The 16,493-nt window shown below is 67.3% G+C and carries 14 protein-coding genes and 1 pseudogene; 7 read left to right on the top strand and 8 right to left on the bottom strand.

Annotated elements, in window-relative coordinates:
• A complete protein-coding gene (gene dnaB, locus JHC79_RS19040; protein ID WP_296393772.1) occupies nucleotides 1–2,211 on the bottom strand; it encodes a replicative DNA helicase in 2,211 nt (736 codons plus the stop codon).
• A gap of 687 nt (nucleotides 2,212–2,898) precedes the next feature.
• On the opposite strand from dnaB, the gene JHC79_RS19035 reads away from it, so the two are divergent.
• Together JHC79_RS19035 and JHC79_RS19030 are read left to right on the top strand one after the other, a co-directional pair.
• On the top strand, nucleotides 2,899–3,435 hold the full coding sequence (locus JHC79_RS19035) for a hypothetical protein (RefSeq protein ID WP_296393770.1): 537 nt from the start codon (nucleotides 2,899–2,901) through the stop codon (nucleotides 3,433–3,435).
• 116 nt (nucleotides 3,436–3,551) lie between these two features.
• On the top strand, nucleotides 3,552–4,634 hold the full coding sequence (locus JHC79_RS19030; protein ID WP_296393768.1) for a DUF3089 domain-containing protein: 1,083 nt from the start codon (nucleotides 3,552–3,554) through the stop codon (nucleotides 4,632–4,634).
• A gap of 82 nt (nucleotides 4,635–4,716) precedes the next feature.
• Here the strand turns inward: JHC79_RS19030 and rplI are convergent, their stop codons facing one another.
• From rplI to rpsF, 4 genes are all read right to left on the bottom strand, one after another.
• Entirely contained in the window at nucleotides 4,717–5,169 is a 453-nt protein-coding gene (gene rplI / locus JHC79_RS19025) for a 50S ribosomal protein L9 (RefSeq protein ID WP_188487782.1), read from the bottom strand.
• A gap of 15 nt (nucleotides 5,170–5,184) precedes the next feature.
• Nucleotides 5,185–5,445 carry a 30S ribosomal protein S18 gene (rpsR, locus tag JHC79_RS19020; RefSeq protein ID WP_296393764.1) on the bottom strand — a complete coding sequence of 87 codons (261 nt, stop codon included), beginning with the start codon at nucleotides 5,443–5,445 and terminating at the stop codon, nucleotides 5,185–5,187.
• A 41-nt stretch (nucleotides 5,446–5,486) separates the two neighbouring features.
• Entirely contained in the window at nucleotides 5,487–6,011 is a 525-nt protein-coding gene (locus tag JHC79_RS19015; RefSeq protein WP_296393762.1) for a single-stranded DNA-binding protein, read from the bottom strand.
• Nucleotides 6,012–6,204: 193 nt separating this feature from the next.
• Nucleotides 6,205–6,492, bottom strand: a complete 288-nt coding sequence (gene rpsF, locus JHC79_RS19010; protein WP_188487760.1) for a 30S ribosomal protein S6 — start codon at nucleotides 6,490–6,492, stop codon at nucleotides 6,205–6,207.
• 168 nt (nucleotides 6,493–6,660) lie between these two features.
• On the opposite strand from rpsF, the gene JHC79_RS19005 reads away from it, so the two are divergent.
• Genes JHC79_RS19005 through JHC79_RS18995 form a run of 3 tightly spaced genes read left to right on the top strand, consistent with a single transcriptional unit; the run spans nucleotide 6,661 to nucleotide 10,691 of the window.
• On the top strand, nucleotides 6,661–8,625 hold the full coding sequence (locus JHC79_RS19005; protein WP_296393756.1) for a phosphotransferase: 1,965 nt from the start codon (nucleotides 6,661–6,663) through the stop codon (nucleotides 8,623–8,625).
• Nucleotides 8,626–8,628: 3 nt separating this feature from the next.
• Nucleotides 8,629–10,119 (top strand): hypothetical protein, encoded by a 1,491-nt coding sequence (locus JHC79_RS19000; RefSeq protein WP_296393752.1) that lies wholly within the window; start codon nucleotides 8,629–8,631, stop codon nucleotides 10,117–10,119.
• Entirely contained in the window at nucleotides 10,116–10,691 is a 576-nt protein-coding gene (locus JHC79_RS18995) for a GNAT family protein (protein ID WP_296393750.1), read from the top strand. Before JHC79_RS19000 ends, JHC79_RS18995 begins: the two co-directional genes overlap by 4 nt.
• A 58-nt stretch (nucleotides 10,692–10,749) precedes the next feature.
• On the opposite strand, the gene JHC79_RS18990 is transcribed toward JHC79_RS18995, so the two are convergent.
• The 3 genes from JHC79_RS18990 to JHC79_RS18980 all read right to left on the bottom strand — a co-directional run bounded on the left by JHC79_RS18990 (nucleotide 10,750) and on the right by JHC79_RS18980 (nucleotide 15,008).
• Nucleotides 10,750–12,333: a glycosyltransferase 87 family protein gene (locus tag JHC79_RS18990; RefSeq protein ID WP_296393748.1), complete on the bottom strand. Its 1,584-nt coding sequence runs from the start codon at nucleotides 12,331–12,333 to the stop codon at nucleotides 10,750–10,752.
• A 14-nt stretch (nucleotides 12,334–12,347) separates the two neighbouring features.
• Complete coding sequence (locus JHC79_RS18985) at nucleotides 12,348–14,411, bottom strand: transglycosylase domain-containing protein (RefSeq protein WP_296393776.1); 2,064 nt, start codon at nucleotides 14,409–14,411, stop codon at nucleotides 12,348–12,350.
• Nucleotides 14,412–14,603: 192 nt separating this feature from the next.
• Nucleotides 14,604–15,008: a DUF5318 family protein gene (locus JHC79_RS18980; RefSeq protein WP_296393773.1), complete on the bottom strand. Its 405-nt coding sequence runs from the start codon at nucleotides 15,006–15,008 to the stop codon at nucleotides 14,604–14,606.
• A 244-nt stretch (nucleotides 15,009–15,252) separates the two neighbouring features.
• On the opposite strand from JHC79_RS18980, the gene JHC79_RS18975 reads away from it, so the two are divergent.
• Together JHC79_RS18975 and JHC79_RS18970 are read left to right on the top strand one after the other, a co-directional pair.
• Nucleotides 15,253–15,900, top strand: coding sequence for a PadR family transcriptional regulator (locus JHC79_RS18975; protein WP_296393746.1), 648 nt, complete (start codon nucleotides 15,253–15,255; stop codon nucleotides 15,898–15,900).
• Nucleotides 15,893–16,493 (top strand): annotated as a pseudogene (locus tag JHC79_RS18970) (inositol-3-phosphate synthase); the annotation flags it as partial. The gene JHC79_RS18975 and the pseudogene JHC79_RS18970, both read left to right, overlap by 8 nt.

Below are 16,493 nucleotides of genomic sequence, written 5' to 3'. Positions count from 1 at the left end.
TCAGCCGCGGGCCATGTCGACGAAGCGGCTCAGATGCAGCTGGTGCGCGACGGTGATCGTCGCGGTGGGGCCGTTACGGTGCTTGCCCAGGATGATGTCGGCCTCGCCGGCCCGGGGATCGTCGCGCTCGAACGCGTCGGGGCGATGCAGCAGGATGACCATGTCCGCATCCTGCTCCAGCGAGCCCGACTCACGGAGGTCGGACACCATGGGCCGCTTGTCGGTGCGCTGTTCGGGACCACGGTTCAGCTGACTGATCGCGACGACGGGAACCTCGAGCTCCTTGGCCAGCAGCTTGATGCTTCGGGAGAACTCCGAGACCTCCTGCTGGCGCGACTCGACTTTTTTGCCCGAACTCATCAGCTGCATGTAGTCGATGACCACGAGCTTGAGATCGTTGCGCTGCTTGAGCCTTCGGGCCTTGGCGCGGATCTCCATCATGGTGAGGTTGGGTGAGTCGTCGATGAACAGGGGCGCCTCGGAGATCTCGCCCATCCGGCGCGCCAAGCGCGTCCAGTCGTCGTCGGTCATCCGGCCCGACCGCATGTCGGCGAGCTTGATCTTGGCCTCGGCCGAGAGCAGTCGCATGACGATGTCGGTCCTGCCCATCTCCAGGGAGAAGAAGGCGCTCGTCATGTGGTGGGTGATGGAGCAACTGCGTACGAAGTCCATGGCGAGCGTCGAGTTGTGCGTCGGGACCATCGATTCGCCGGCGAGGTACATCTGCCGCGGGTTGTCCACCTGGACGCAGCGGACCGGGACACTGTCCACCGGACGGATGGACACGATGCAGCGCAGTCCGCTCTGACGGCGAAGCTCCTTGTGGCGGACAGCCTTTCGATGCACCGTGAAGACGTCGTCGTCGGCGTCGACGCGCAGCCATCCGGTGGCGGCGCGACGGAAGCTGTAGCCGAGTCCGGCGACCAGATCGCCGATCACGGTGCTCATGTGCTGGGTCGCGGCGGGCACGGTGATCCAGCCGTCGTCGTCGACGATGCCGCGTGCGTCCAGCAGCCCGGCCAGCAGCGCGCGCCGCTGGGCGACCGAACCGCGGAGGTACTCGTACGGAACCCGGCCACCGAGGTCCGACATCAACGCCATCACGTCGACCGGACCCTCGGCGTCGATCCGCATACCGATCTCGTGATCGTCGAAAGCCATGCCCGCCAACGCCGCAACGGTGTACGGCCCGTACCCGAAGCGACGGCGCGGGAGGTCGAGGGGCTGCGCGTTACGGACGGCGACGGTCCCGACCTGGTCGAGGAGGGCGCCGGTGGTCTGCACCGTGCTCACCCCGTCGGACTCGGTGACCCACTGGTGCTCCTCGTCGGCGACGAGCACCGATCCGTCGGAGAACTCCACCTCGTAGCAGGGGCGATCGGTGAGCACCTCGGTCGTCGCGACCACGCGCGTCGGAGCGCCGTCGGCGTCGATCAGACGATCGCCGACCTTGACCTCACCCATCGTGGTCCACCCGTGCGGGGTGGGCAGCGGGGTGTCGAGCGCGAGCGCCTTGCCCACACCGGGACGCGCGGCGACGATGATCATCTGACCGGGGTGCAGACCGTTGGTGACGGAGTCGAGGTCCGCGAATCCCGTTGGTACACCCAGCGAGATGCCGCCGCGCGAGGCGATGGAGTCGATCTCGTCCATGGTCGGCTGCAGCAGTTCTTCGAGCGGGATGTAGTCCTCGGCGGTGCGGCGCTCGGTGACCTCGTACACCTCGGCCTGCGCTCGGTCGACGACCTCGGCCACATCCTGGCCGTCGGCGCCGGCGTATCCGTATTGCACGATCCGTGTGCCCGCCTCGACGAGACGCCGCAGCGTCGCCTTCTCGGCGACGATCTCCGCGTAGTAGCCGGCGTTGGCCGCGGTGGGCACCGTCGCGATCAGCGTGTGGAGGTACGGCGCGCCACCGACGCGACGGAGTTCGCCGGACCGGTCCAGCTCCGCGGACACCGTGACGGCGTCCGCGGGCTCTCCCTTGCCGTACAGCTCCAGGACCGCGTCGTAGACGGCCTGGTGCGCCGGCCGGTAGAAGTCTCCGGGGCGGAGCACCTCGAGCACGTCGGCGATGGCGTCCTTCGACAGCAGCATCCCGCCCAGCACCGACTGCTCGGCGGCGAGGTCCTGTGGGGGTTGACGGCCGAACTCCTCCGCTGGAGGCGGCTCATCGCGCGGCGAATGGCCGCGCTCGTCCACTACTGCCACCCTGCACCCTCTCCACGTCGACCCTGCCTGGCATGCGTCGAGATCCGCACACCCGCGATACCCGCTGGTGTTCGCGACCACGTCGTCGCGTCGAACCGATCACGCCCGCTCGTGTTTTCTACTCCCGGGGTCCGACAGAGCGGACCCGGCACGAGGCACGGTCACGAGGTTAGGTGCCGTTGTGATCCGCACCAAACCGTCCTGTGGAGCAAGTTGTTAGGTTCCTGTGGAGGAATCCTCCAATCGTGTTGACCGACTGTGGACGCTTTGGGGACAACCTGATCCGTGCATCGCATTGCCGCTGGTCACCGGTATCTACGACTACACACAGGGTGTGCATCGAATTGCCTTCGGCGTGTCGCGGGACTGCGTAACCCGGGCGTGTTCGAATTCCGCAACAAATGCTGTCGGACGATCAGATGAAGGCCGCCACAATGCCGGGTTACACCCAGCTGACGTGAACAACGGACATTGAGCCATCCCGCGAAGGAGTACGTCCGTACCTGTGCCAGTCTAGCGGGCGAGAGCGGCGGAGTGCGTCCACGCGGGCGGCGAGGGTCCGACGCGTCGGATTCCGCATCCGAAAGCGACGCGCGCGTATGGATTTCGTCAAGGTGAACGGCCACTGGCGTACAGATCGCGTCACCGACACCGTCGCGCCGCGCGTCGGGGCGTAGACCTGCTCGGGTGACACTCACCGACATCATGCCGACGCTGCGCATGAGCATCCCCGACCCGATCGACCTGACCGCGTGGCCGCCGCACACCTCCACCACCACCGATGACGTTGTTGTCGAGGGGCTTTCGATGCACCGGGTGGCCGATCTGCTGGGCACGCCGTGCGAGTGGACCACGACGCCGAGTGCGCGCGGCGGATGCGCGCGGGTCGTCCTGTGTCGGGTCAGCGCCGTGGTGCACGACGGGGACGAACCGATCGCCCTCGTCGACTGCGCGGCCGGCCACATCGGCGCCGACTGGGCACACGCGCGTCTGATCGATCGGATCTCGGTCGCGCACAAGGGTTCGTTTCGGGTTCTGGGCGACGGCTCGACCGCGCACGCTCGTCCGGATCGCCCGGCCAGGTCCGTGGACGGCCCTGTGGTGTCGCTGCCGCGCGACCTACAGGTCGGCGACCTGCTCATCGTCCCCTGTCCGGCACCGCAGGCCCCCGCCGCACGGGTCACCGCCGACCACCGCACGCCGGCATCCGTGGCGCGGGTCTGATCGGTCCTCTCGCGCAACCGCGAAACGCCGGCGCGCACCGTCACGGTGCGGTCTACTGAGATCGACAGCGGCGCCACGAGTTCGTGCCGCGCGGATCGGACAGGCCGGGGAGCGACATGACACCGACAACAGACCACACCAAGGACCGTGACCGGCGAGAACGCCCAGCGCTGTGGCGGATGGTGGTGCTCGCCGTCGCCGCGTCGATCACGGTCGCGATCGGCGGCGCCACGGGCATGGCGAGCGCGACACCGACCGAGGCGACCACATGGCTGTGCCGACCCGGCCAGGCCGCCGACCCGTGCGGCGGCCGGTCGGGCGCACCCGTCGACTGCTTCTACGTGTACCCGACGGTCTCCCTGCAGCTGACCGCCAACGCCAACCGGTCCATCGGCCCGGAGGAGCGTCTGATCGCCGGCCAACAGGCCGCACCCTTCGGCGCGAACTGCAACGTGTGGGCGCCCGTCTATCGCCAGAGCACCCTGCGTGGGCTGTTCACCGCGACCGGCAACCAACGCGCCGCGGCCCTCGACCTCGCCTACGACGATCTCGAGAAGGGGTGGAACGACTACCTGGCGCACCACAACAACGGCCGCGGTGTCGTCCTGATCGGGCACTCACAGGGGACGTTGATGCTGCGGACGCTGATCCGCACACGCATCGAGAACACCCCGGTGCAGGCGAGGTTGGTGTCCGCGATCCTGCTCGGCGGAAATGTGCTGGTGCGCAAGGGTTCGCTCTCCGGTGGCGACTTCTCATCGGTCCCGGCGTGCGCGAGCGCGTCGCAGACCGGGTGTGTGATCGCGTACTCCGCCTACAACCGGCAGCCCCCGGCCGACTCCCGGTTCGGTCGGCCGCCGTCGGAGCCCGGGACACAGGGCACACGGGGCAACCTGCCGTTCGGTTCCGACTACGAGGTCCTGTGCACCAATCCGGGCGCTCTGAACAGCAGCGCTCCGGCTCGACTGCACAGCGAGATCGCCGGGCGGTCGACCCGCGGCTACACCGGGGTCTGCAGCACCGGCGAGGGCGCTCACGTGTTGCGGATCAGCGGCGGCGGGGACGGTGCCCCACCGGCGGCCGTTCTGCCGACCCTGCCCAACGCCACCTGGGGCCTGCACCTCCTCGACGTCAACATCGCGCAGGGCGACCTCGTCGACCTGGTGGGTACACAGGCCCGGGCCTACGCCGGGCGCTGATTCCAGCCCGACACACCCCACCGACACACGTCGGCCCCCGCAGGAGATCCTGCGGGGGCCGAAGTGGTGGTTCAGGTGACGATCAGCTCGCGACAACCGAGAGGTTGAGCGACGCCGACACGTCGGGGTGCAGGTTCACGACGACGGGGTAGGTACCCGTGGCCTTGATGTGTCCCTTGGGCAGTTCGACGGCACGCTTGTCGACGACCGGGCCGCCCGCGGTGCGGATGGCGCCGGCGACGTCGGCCACGGTGACCGAGCCGAACAGCTTGCCCGAGTCGTGGGTCTTCACCGGGAGTGAGACCGACTCGAGGTTCTCCAGAGCCTGCTTCAGCTCGTTGGCGTGATCGAGTCCGCGCACCGCGCGGGCTTCCTGCGAACGCCGGATTCCTTCGACCTGCTTCTGTGCGCCACGGCTGGCCGGGATGGCCAGACCGCGGGGCAGCAGGAGGTTGCGACCGTAACCGTCTTTGACCTCGACGGTGTCGCCTGCGACTCCGAGGTTTTCGACCTCGGCGGTGAGAATGAGCTTCATTTTGTCCCTTTCCGCTCAGCGCGCCGTGGAGGTGAACGGCAGCAGTGAGACCTCGCGTGAGTTCTTCACCGCAATGGCCACGTCCCGCTGGTGCTGGACGCAGTTCCCGGTCACACGGCGCGACCGGATCTTGCCCTTGTCCGACAGGAAACGCCGCAGTTGCGAGGTGTCCTTGTAGTCGATGTCAGGTTTCTTATCTGTACAGAAGGAACAGGCCTTGGCCTTCACGTCCTTCTCGGCACGGACTCTGCGTCCGCCGCCTGATGTCTTCGGCATTTCCTTGCTCCGATATGTGATGCGAGACCGCCGCAGCGGTCCTAGAACGGTGGTTCGTCGTCCCCGCCGCCGAACGATCCGCTCGCCGGGGCGCTGCCCCACGGATCGTCGTTCGCTGCTGCGCCGCCGCCGGACGAGCCGCCACGGCTTCCGCCGCCGCCCGATGATCCGGAGTTGCCGCCGCCCCCACCGCCGCCACCGCGCGATGCGCGGTTGACCTTGGCGGTGGCGTACTTGAGCGAGGGACCGACTTCTTCGACCTCGAGTTCCACGACCGTGCGCTTCTCGCCCTCGCGTGTCTCGTACGACCGCTGCTTGAGCCGGCCGGACACGATGACGCGGGCGCCCTTCGTCAGACTCTCCGCCACGTTCTCCGCGGCGTCGCGCCAGATGCTGCAGCGCATGAACAGCGCCTCGCCGTCTTTCCATTCATTGGTCTGACGGTCGAACATCCGGGGGGTGGAGGCCACCGTGAAGTTGGCGACCGCCGCACCCGACGGGGTGAATCGCAGCTCGGGATCCGCTGTCAGGTTTCCGATGACGGTGAGAATGGTGTCGCCGGCCATGGTGAAACTCCCTATGCGTGTGGGTTGTTCTCGGGATCGATGCGCACCGGGGACGAGAGTCGGTCACGCACGTGCGTGTCGACCATATTTCCCGGTACCGACATGAGACTCGACTTCGCCGCGATCGGTTCCATCGACCTCGAGAAGAGGTGCGGTGGCCACAACCGGTCGATGTCGGTTCACGTCCGACGTTCTAGTGCTCCGACCGCAGAACCTTGGTGCGCAGGACCGATTCGTTCAGCTTCAGCTGACGATCGAGCTCGCTCACCGTCTTGGGCTCCGCGTTGATGTCGATGACGGCGTAGATCGCCTCGGTGTGCTTCTGGATCTCGTACGCCAGACGGCGCTTTCCCCAGATGTCGACCTTGTCGATCTTGCCGCCGTCCTTGCGGACAACGTTGAGAAAGGTGTCGAGCGAAGGGGCAACGGTGCGCTCGTCCAGATTCGGATCGAGGATGACCATCAATTCGTAATGACGCATAAGACCACATCACCTCCTGTGGGCTAATCGGCCACGGACGATCCGTGGCAGGAGGGTCGCCTGCGTCGGCAACCGGGCAAGGCTACATCAGTGACCTGTGACCTGCGAAATCGTCCCGACCCGACGGTCAGCCCGGCGACCGGACATCCGCTCGGTAGCATCGCTGCGATGACGGGCTGGTGGTCGGTCGGCGACATCAGCGCACCGTGGTTGGACCACGTCGTGCGCGCCGGTCCGATCGACGGGTACACGGTGGAGCCGTTCGCATCGACGCCGACGGCCGTGATCGTCCGGGTGCATCTGAGATCCCGGGATCCCTCGTGTCCGGCGACGGTGATCGTCAAGACCGCCCATCCCGACCACAGCGGATCCGGCGAGACCTTCCGGCGAGACCACCTCTTCTACTCGCGTCCGCCCGCACTCGCCCTGCGCACCGTCGCACCCTGTCTGCATGCCCACTTCGACCCCGGGCGCAGGGAGTTCTGGCTGGTCCTGGTCGACGCTGGTCCCGCTCGACACGGCAACGAGTTGGTCGGGCTGACCCGCGGAAAGGCACATCTGACGGTCGCCGCGCTGGCCGACGTGCACGCCACCTTCCGGCGTCAGGCCGCCGACGCGCAGTGGGTCCCGGCAGCCGAGCCCGTCGATCGCCGTCGCCTCGGCGAGCTGTACGTGCGGTTCGTCGAGCACTTCGGCGAGCGGATCCACCTGCATGACCTGGCGGTCGCGAACCGGATCGTCGCGTCGGTCGACGCCATCGTCGCCCACCGCGAGCAGACCTCGGCTCCCCGCGGCGTGGTCCACGGCGACTTCCGACCCGGCAACATCCTGCTGGGAAGGTCCGGATCGGAGCGACCGGTCACCATCACCGGGTGGCACGGCATCTCCTGGGGTCTCGCGGCCACCGACCTGGCCTACTTCCTCGGCACCCTCGATCGCGCGATGCGACTCGAGTACGGCGACACCCTGATCACGGTCTATCAGGAGGCACTGGGCGACGCCGCTCCCGGCAGTCTCGAGTCGCTGCGCCGCGACGTCCGGGACAGCGCATTCATCTGCCTGGTCAACGTGCTCGTGTCCTGGGGAGCCGCCGCTCCCGACCCGAGGTCCGACGAACTCTGGTTGACGCTGTTCGGCCGTGCCTGCGCCTTCCTCACCGACCTCGACAGTTCGCGCCCGGCCGGCGCAGCCCGTTCGGTCATGACCTACGTCGACCCGACCGACGAGTCGGCGCACCCCGTCACACCGGGCGGCGAGTGGAACGAGACGTGGTACCTCGACGTCGCCGATCCCGCGGCCCGGGTCGGCGCGTTCCTGCGGTTCGGTACCGGACCGGAGAACCCGGACGGGTGGTTCGCCCTGGGCGTGTGCGGACCGGACATCCCCACTGTCGTGATCAACGAATCCGGCTTCGAACTCGGCCGCATGCAGAGCGTCCGCACGGAGACGATCACCGCGACACACGTCCCGGTCATCCCCCTGGCGCACGTACACGTCACGATCGACGCGGTCGGGTACGCCCATGACGATCCCGCCGCGGTCAGCCGTGCCGTGGGCGGCCGTCCGGTCGGCGTGCGCCTCGATCTGCACTGGTACACCTCGGGCGATCCCTACCAATACGACCTCACCCGGGTCTACGAGATCCCGTGCATGGTCACCGGCTCGATCACCCTGGCCGGCGACGGCCTGCCCACCGAGCCGATCCCCATCGATGCACCCGGACAACGCGACCACGCCTGGGACGGACAGAACTGGTGGCACATCCCGTGGTTCTGGCTGTCGGCGCACTTCGAGGACGGCACCCGCGTCCACGGCGTCGACATCCGACTGCCGTCACTGCCGTCGGTGTCCATGGGGTACGCCCAGCGACCCGGCGCACCCCTGCTCGCGCTCGACAAGTGCAGACTCGTCGACGCCGACACCGACCCCGACCAGGTGCGGTCGATGACCTTCGCGCTCGAACCCGGATCGATGACGATGACGTTCCGCGCCGTCGCCCAGGCGCCGCAGCGGACGGAGAGCACCTCGGGCTCGGTGAGCGTGATGCCGCGCGCGTGGGGCGAGTTCACTCGGTCGGACGGCCGCCGGGGCGTCGGCTGGGTGGAGTGGAACACCGGATCCCCTAACCTGTAGCCCATGCCCTCCGTCTCCACCACCGATCGATGGCGGCTGCGGTTGCTGGCGGCGCGCGGCAACATCGCCGTCGTCCTCCTCGTACTGGTCGTCCTGAGCCTGATCCTCATGTGGCTCGGCTACCTCGGAAAACTCGACTGCGGAGGCGCGCCCTACTTCGCCGACGGTCGCAGCAAGCACTGGCCGGTGGGCAAGAACGAACTGCTCATGCCGTGTTACTCCGACCTGCAGTTCCTGTGGATCGGCCGCGACATCAACAACCACGTCTTCCCGTACATCCACGGCGGGATCACCCCCGACGGCGTCCTCTACGGCGGCGTCGTCGAGTACCCGGTGCTGTCCGGGCTGCTGATGTACTTCGGCGCCATCGGCGCGCACACCGACACCCAGTTCTTCCAGCACTCGGCGCTGATCCTGCTGCCGTTCGGCATCGGAATCACCGTCCTCCTCGGTCTGATGACCCGGTGGCGCGCCCTGCTGTGGGCCGCCACACCGCCGCTGATCCTGTACTCGTTCCACAACTGGGAGGTGCCGGTGGTGGCGACGGTCGTCGGCGCCGTCGCGGTCATGTACTTCGGGGCCCAGGAGTCGCCGAAGACCGGTCGTCGACGGATCCCGTTCCTGTCTGCGGCCATCATCGCTGCGATCCTGCTGTCGATCGGCTTCTCACTCAAGCTGTATCCGGGACTGTTCGTCGTACCCCTGGTCGCCTACGTGCTCACGCGCGGCCGTGGCGCCCGGTCGACGGGAGACTGGTCCATCGAGCACGCCGCCGGGGCCGGGGTGTCGGGAGGTCTGCGTGGACGCATGCTGTCGGTCCGTCGGGCCGGACTGGACTGGACGGGTGCCGCCTGGGTGACCGGCGCCGCGATCGTCACCGTGCTCGCCGCCCAACTGCCGTTCATGATCCTCGGCTACCGAGGGTGGAAGGCGGCGTTGTCGTTCCAGGGCAAGCGTCGGTCGGACGTGGACACCAACTCGATCTGGTACTGGGGCGTGCGGCATCTCACCGACGCCGCCGACATCAGCTACAACTCCGTCGTCGGGATCGCGTCGCCACTGCTGATCCTCGCGTCCTTCGTCCTGGTCGTGTATCTCGGTGTGCGCGTGTGGCGTACCGGTGACCCGTACCCGTGGATCGGGGTGTCGGCCGCGATGTTGGCCGGCTTCATGCTGTTCCACAAGGTGCACTCACCGCAGTACACGCTGTGGATCCTGCCCTTCTTCGTGCTGCTGCGGGTGGCCTGGCCGATCATCGTGCTCTACCTGCTGGCCGATCTGTCGCTGGACCTCACCATCTTCCGGCTCTTCGGCATCTACACCTCCGGCTCGCCGATGAAGTGGTGGGTGATGGGTGGCGTGCAGTTCGGCGTGTGGACGCACGCACTACTGCTCGCGATCCTGATCTTCGCGTTCGTGCGCGCACCGGTGCGCATGTACGTCCGGAAAACCGTTGGCCCGCCCGACAAGGTTCCCGATACCGTCACCGTATGACGAGCTGGCTGGGGTCACCGACGCTGAGCGGCAGCCACATCCGGCTCCGCCCCCTCCGCGCAGGAGACGCCGACGCGCTGGCCGCGGCGGTCGATGAGAAGGACGCGTTCCGTTGGACGTCCGTCCCGGGCGACGCCGCGGCGGCAGGTGCCTACATCGCGACCGCGATCGATGATCCACACCGCGTCGCGTTCGCGGTGATCGATCTGCGCGACGACGCGGTCGTCGGGACCACGTCGTACTACGACATCGACTTCGCACATCGCGCCGCGGCGATCGGTTACACCTTCTACTCGAAGCGTGTGCAGGGAACAGCGGTCAACCCGGAGGCGAAACTGCTTCTGCTGCAGCACGCTTTCGAGGCGTCCGGCGCGGTCCGGATCGTGTGGCACACCGACGAGCGCAACGCGCAGTCGCGAGCGGCCATCCTCAAACTGGGGACGACCTTCGAGGGGTTGCTGCGCAAACATCGCCTGCTCCCCGACGGGACGTGGCGCACCACGGCGCAATACGCCATGACCGACGACGACTGGCCCGCCAGTCGCGCGCGTCTACGGGCGCGCATCGCCTGACCGCCCAGTCGACGTCCGCAGCCGCCCAGTCGACGTCCGCAACCGCCCAGTCGACGGGTCAGAGCTGCGGCACAGGCTCCCGGGTCTCGGGCTTTGGTGCATCGGGTTCGACTGGGCGCTCGCGTCGACGCAGACGAAGCGTGTCGGGCGCCTCGTCCAACACACCGCCACCCGGGTCATCGAGGAAGCCACCCCGAGAGGTGTTGCGCACCAGGTCATGCCGTGGGTGGTAGATCTCCCAGACCACCAGCGCACACAACCCCACGACCGCGATCCCGCGGATCACCACCGCGCCGATGAAGTACGGCTCGGGGAGCCACTTGACGTTCTCCGGCAGATACAGTCCCATCCGGGGCACCCACACCAGTGCGTCGAGCACCATCCAGGCGATGAGCACCCTGGTCCGGGGGATCGCCAGCACCGCCAGCGGCACCAACCACAGCGAGTACTGCGGACTCCACACCTTGTTCACCACGAGGAACCCCGCGACGACCAGGAACATCAACTGCGCCAGGCGGGGTCGGGTCGGAGCATGCAGACCGATGAACGCGATGCCGACGCAGACCAGGGCGAACAGTCCCAGCGACAACGCGTTGACGAGCGCCGACTTCCCGTCGGCCGCCGCGCCCCAGTCGTAGCCCGACACCGAGCTGACCACGTTGAACCACGTGTCGGGATCGATGCCGCGATCGGAGTTGTAGCGGAAGAACTCCCACCACCCCCTCGAGGTCCCGACGATGAACGGCAGGTTCACGAGCAACCACGTGCCCACCGCCACCAACGCGGTCACGGTGAACTCGCGCACCTTGCCCGCGCGCAGACACAGCACCAGCAGCGGGATCAACAACAGACCGGGGTAGAGCTTCGCCGCCACGCCGATGCCGAGGAAAATGCCGGTCGCCCAGGGATTTCGACGTGCCCACGCCAGCATCGCCAGGGCCAGCAACGCGGTGGCGACGGCGTCGAAGTTGGTGAAGATGTGCACCATCACCAGGGGTGAGAGCGCGGCGATCGACGCCGACCAGATACGCACTCCGGCGGTGAGCGCGGTGGCCCAGATGGTGACGAGCCAGAACAGCGCGAGACCCAGGGCGACGACGTTGAAGAACAGCACCACGTCGAGCGCCGACGGCACACCCCAGTGCTCGTGCATCCACTGCCAGCCGTGCGCGACCTGCGCAGCGCCGTACATGTACATGCCGGTCACGACCGGGTACTCCATGTAGCGCTGTTCGGTGGCGCCGTCCGGACCCTTCTGGAACCACGACGACTTGTACGGCAGCGCACCGGTGTCGAGACGTTCGGCGGTGTAGAGCGGGACGGTGTCGGAGTAACACATGGCGATGTACTGCCGGTGCTGACTCCAGTCGAGTTCGAGCGTCTGGGTACCCGCCTTGGGCGCCTGCTGCAGACAGGCCGCCTTGCCGTACCACCCGAGCGCCAATGCGATCAACGCCAACAGCATGATCACGCGCAGCGGCGTGAAGTAGCGACTCCGTCCGACGACGGCGTGCAATCCCAGAGGGCCACCGACCGCGATGGACGCCTCACGCGCGATGACGTCGGTGCGTGTCGGGAGCTCGCGCTCGGAGTCCTCGCGAAGATCAGCCGACAGCCGTGTCGGCGAATCCCACTGTGTCATCTCGGCCCGGACGCCTACGGTCCGGCGCCGGGGTCGTTGCCGTCACCGTTTCCGGCGCCGCCGCCACGCGGGGTCGGCTCGACCTCCTGCGGGGTGGGTGCACCTGGCAGCGGGATGGTCACACCCGGTGCGAGCGTGAGCGACGGCGGTGCGAGCGTCTCGCTCGGTCCGGTCGACTCCTCCTCGCTGCGCGACTGCGAGCTCCGAGTCTGCTGCTCGGTGGTCGCCGGAGCCTCGTACGGGACACCCGCGACGCCACCGATCTCCTCCGGGTCCGGGAACTGTTCGATCGGCTTGTTGTTCAGGGCGCCGTCCATCGCGGCCTGCCAGATGTCCGACGGCAGACCCGAGCCGTAGACGATCGACCCCTGGTAGTTGGTCAGTGCGACACCACGATCGGTGCCGACCCAGACCGCCGTCGACAGGGACGGCGTGTAGCCGACCATCCAGGCGTCCTTGTTCTGGCCGGTGTCGCCGAGCTGCGTGGTACCCGTCTTCGACGCGGACGGACGCGAGCCGTCGTCCAGAGCGTGTCCGCGCGAGGCAGCCGCGATCGGCTCCATGGCCGCGGTGGTGTTGTTGGCGACCGCCGCCGAGAAGCGCCGTTCACCGGCATCGGGCTTGCGCTCGTAACGCACCTGTCCGTCCGACGTCTCCACCTTCTGGATGAAGTGCGGGGCGTGGTAGACACCCTGGTTCGCCAGCGTCGCGTACGCCGAGGCCATGTCCATGACGCGCGAGGGGTACTGGCCCAGGACCACACCACCCTCGACGCCGGTGCCGTCGGTGTTCTGCAGCGTCTTGGCGATGTCGCCGAAGCTCTCCGCGATGCCGGCCTGGTGGGCGGCGTCGGCCACGGCCTGCGCCTGCCCGTCGAGGTCCATCATCAGGCGGTAGTACACCGTGTTCAGCGACAGCTTGAGGGCCGTCGCCAGGTTGCACGAGCCGCAGCTCTCACCGTCGGAGTTGGTAACCGTCAGTCCACCCGGCGCCTCGAACGGCGCCGAGCTGTAGACCTTCGACAGCGGGATCCCCTGCTCGAGCGCCGCGACGAGCGCGAACACCTTGAACGACGAACCGGTCTGCAACGCCGCCTGGGCGTAGTCGAAACCCTGACCGCTGTTGCCGCCGAAGTACCCCTTGACCCCGCCCGTCTTCGGGTCGATGGAGACCACCGCGTCGCGAATGTTCTTCGGCTCGCCCTCCAGCTGGCCGTTCGCCGCGGACACCACCGAACGCTGCACCTGCGGGTCGATCGTCGTGGTGATCTTCAGACCCTCGGTCTGCACGTCCTGCTCGGAGATACCGAGGGAGTTCAGCTCGGCGAGAACCTGTGTCTTGATGAGTCCGTTGGGGCCGTTGGTGACACTGCCGGACACGTCCTTGACCGCCGCGACCTTGGGGTACTTGAGGGTGGCCTCGTCGCTCGGGCTCAACGCACCGATCGTGACCATGCCGTCGAGCACGTACCGCCAGCGCTCCTGCGCCGCCGCGATGTTGGTGGCGGGGTCGTAGAACGACGGCGACCGGATGGACGACGCGAGGACCGCAGCCTCGGGGACCGTGAGGTCGGACACGTCCTTGGTGAAGTAGGCCTGCGACGCTGCCGCGATCCCGTACGCACCGCGGCCGAAGTAGATGGTGTTGAGGTAGGCGGCCATGATGTCGTCCTTGGACCACTCGTTCGACATCTTGGTCGCGATCGCGAGTTCCTTGAACTTGCGGGTGTAGCTCCGCTCGTCACCGACGAGGGCGTTCTTCACGTACTGCTGGGTGATCGTCGACCCACCGCCGGCGTCGGCGTTTCCGGTGACCTGCCCGATCGCCGCTCGGGCCAGACCGCTGATGGAGAAGCCCGCGTTGCTCCGGAACTGACGGTCCTCGGCCGCGATGACCGCGTCCTGCACCGACTTGGGGATCTTGTCGATCGTGACGTCGGTGCGGTTGCCCTCGGGCGGGACGATGCGTGCGATCTCGCCGCCGTTGGCGTTGAGGATCGTCGCTACCTGGTTCTGCTTGATGTCGTCCGGGCCGGGCACCGACTGGCCCAGGTAGGTGAACAGGAACACCACCGCCATCACGATGACGCCGAGCGGCACCAGGCTGCCGAGGAGGCCGAACACCCAGGCCACGATCTTGAGCCGCGTGCGCTTCTTCTCGCGGACGGTGCGCGGCTGCGCGCCGGTTCCGTTACTCACAACCACGTCTCCATACTCATCGATCGAACACACTGTTCCCGGCCACGCCGACCCGGCGCCGTGAGGAAGATGTCACTCACCGGTGCCCGCCACGCGTCTGGTCCGTCGCGCGCGGGGCCGCACGGGCAGCCCTGCAACGAAGGACTGCACCAGGTGGTTCCACCGGCACGTCCGGCAGACCTCCACCACGTGCACCGAGAACTCCTCGGCGGTCTCCGCGAGCCGGGTGATCTCCTCGGTCGAGCGTGCCGACCCGGAGACCGTGCCCAGCTTGTCACCGAAAACCCAGGACACCAAGGTGAGCTGTTCCTTGCGGCAGACCGGGCACAGGACGGTGCTGGGGCGGCCGTGGAACTTCGCCGCGCGCAACAGATACGGATCGGCGTCGCAGACGGTCCGCATGGCCGCGCGTCCTGCGTAGACGTCGGACAGCACAGATCGGCGCTGCAGCGCGTAATCGACTGTCTGTCTCTGCACAAGCACGTCATCAAGAGTACGTGCAGCCCCATGACCACCCACAGGTTCGGCCCGAAGCCCGACGACCCCGTCCGATGCCGCCGATGACCGGGTGCGGCGGCCCCGGGCGGACACCCGACCGAGGCGGCGCGGTAAACCCCAGTTCACACGTGGTTTCCTATCCCGGTTATATCGGGCCGATACATTGCGTGTAATAATTGCTGCACACGTTCGTTCGACAGGTCGGGAAGGAGTATCGAAAGCAATGTTGGAACTCGCAGTGCTGGGCCTGCTCCTGGACACCCCGATGCACGGATACGAGCTGCGCAAGCGGCTCACCGGACTGTTGGGTGCTTTCCGGGCCTTCTCGTACGGCTCGCTGTACCCGACTCTGCGGCGAATGCAGGCCGACGGAATCATCGCCGAGGAAGCCGGTCCGCAGGGAACCCTGAAACGACGTGCGCGCCGGGTGTACAAGTTGACACCCGCGGGGCGAGAACGATTCGCCGAACTGGTCGCAGACACCGGACCACAGAATTACACCGACGACGGCTTCGGAGTGCACCTCGCATTCTTCAGCCGCACGCCGGCAGTGGCCCGTATGCGGATCCTCGAAGGGCGTCGCCGCCAGGTCGAGGAACGCCGCGAAGGTCTGCGAGATGCCGTCGGACGGTCCAATCGTGCAGTGGACCGCTACACCCGACAGCTACACCAATTGAGCCTCGAGTCCAGTGAGCGCGAAGTGCGCTGGCTCAACGAGCTCATCGCCGCTGAATCGTCGGCAGCCGCCGACGACGCAGCGATCGTCGAACCGGATGTGTCCGAAACCGCGGCCACATCCGTCCCGTCGGCAACCACCGGCGAAGCAACGTCAGTAACACCGAATACAGAAAGAGAGCCCGACCATGGGTGACAACAACTCTGTGCGCGTAGCCATTGTGGGCGTGGGCAACTGCGCCTCATCCCTGGTTCAGGGCGTGCAGTACTACCAGGACGCCGACGAGAACGTCACCGTTCCCGGCCTCATGCACGTGAAGTTCGGCAAGTACCACGTTCGCGACGTGCAGTTCGTCGCCGCGTTCGACGTGGACGCCAAGAAGGTCGGCTTCGACCTCTCGGAGGCCATCTTCGCCTCGGAGAACAACACCATCAAGATCGCCGACGTCCCCCCGACCGGCGTGACCGTCCAGCGCGGCCACACCCTCGACGGACTCGGCAAGTACTACCGCGAGACCATCACCGAGGCAGACGGTGACGGCGGCGACGTGGTGCAGACCCTGAAGGACGCCAAGGTCGACGTCCTCGTCTCCTACCTCCCGGTGGGCTCCGAGCAGGCCGACAAGTTCTACGCACAGTGCGCCATCGACGCGGGCGTGGCCTTCGTCAACGCGCTGCCCGTGTTCATCGCCTCCGATCCGGAGTGGGCCGAGAAGTTCCGCGCCGCGGGTGTCCCGATCGTCGGCGACGACATCAAGAGCCAGGTCGGTGCCACCATCACCCACCGCG

The organism is Williamsia sp., assembly GCF_016462415.1.
GTDB lineage: Bacteria > Actinomycetota > Actinomycetes > Mycobacteriales > Mycobacteriaceae > Williamsia_A.
This window is presented reverse-complemented; position numbering and strand designations above follow the sequence as displayed.

What these genes read in the sequence shown, in the direction of transcription:
- JHC79_RS19030 (WP_296393768.1), top strand. Translation starts at nt 3,552, where the DNA reads ATGACACCGACAACAGACCACACCAAGGACCGTGACCGGCGAGAACGC.
- JHC79_RS19015 (WP_296393762.1), bottom strand. Translation starts at nt 6,011, where the DNA reads ATGGCCGGCGACACCATTCTCACCGTCATCGGAAACCTGACAGCGGAT.
- JHC79_RS19005 (WP_296393756.1), top strand. Translation starts at nt 6,661, where the DNA reads ATGACGGGCTGGTGGTCGGTCGGCGACATCAGCGCACCGTGGTTGGAC.
- rpsR (WP_296393764.1), bottom strand. Translation starts at nt 5,445, where the DNA reads ATGCCGAAGACATCAGGCGGCGGACGCAGAGTCCGTGCCGAGAAGGAC.
- rplI (WP_188487782.1), bottom strand. Translation starts at nt 5,169, where the DNA reads ATGAAGCTCATTCTCACCGCCGAGGTCGAAAACCTCGGAGTCGCAGGC.
- JHC79_RS18985 (WP_296393776.1), bottom strand. Translation starts at nt 14,411, where the DNA reads ATGGCGGTGGTGTTCCTGTTCACCTACCTGGGCCAGTCGGTGCCCGGC.
- JHC79_RS18990 (WP_296393748.1), bottom strand. Translation starts at nt 12,333, where the DNA reads ATGACACAGTGGGATTCGCCGACACGGCTGTCGGCTGATCTTCGCGAG.
- JHC79_RS18975 (WP_296393746.1), top strand. Translation starts at nt 15,253, where the DNA reads ATGTTGGAACTCGCAGTGCTGGGCCTGCTCCTGGACACCCCGATGCAC.
- JHC79_RS18995 (WP_296393750.1), top strand. Translation starts at nt 10,116, where the DNA reads ATGACGAGCTGGCTGGGGTCACCGACGCTGAGCGGCAGCCACATCCGG.
- JHC79_RS19000 (WP_296393752.1), top strand. Translation starts at nt 8,629, where the DNA reads ATGCCCTCCGTCTCCACCACCGATCGATGGCGGCTGCGGTTGCTGGCG.
- rpsF (WP_188487760.1), bottom strand. Translation starts at nt 6,492, where the DNA reads ATGCGTCATTACGAATTGATGGTCATCCTCGATCCGAATCTGGACGAG.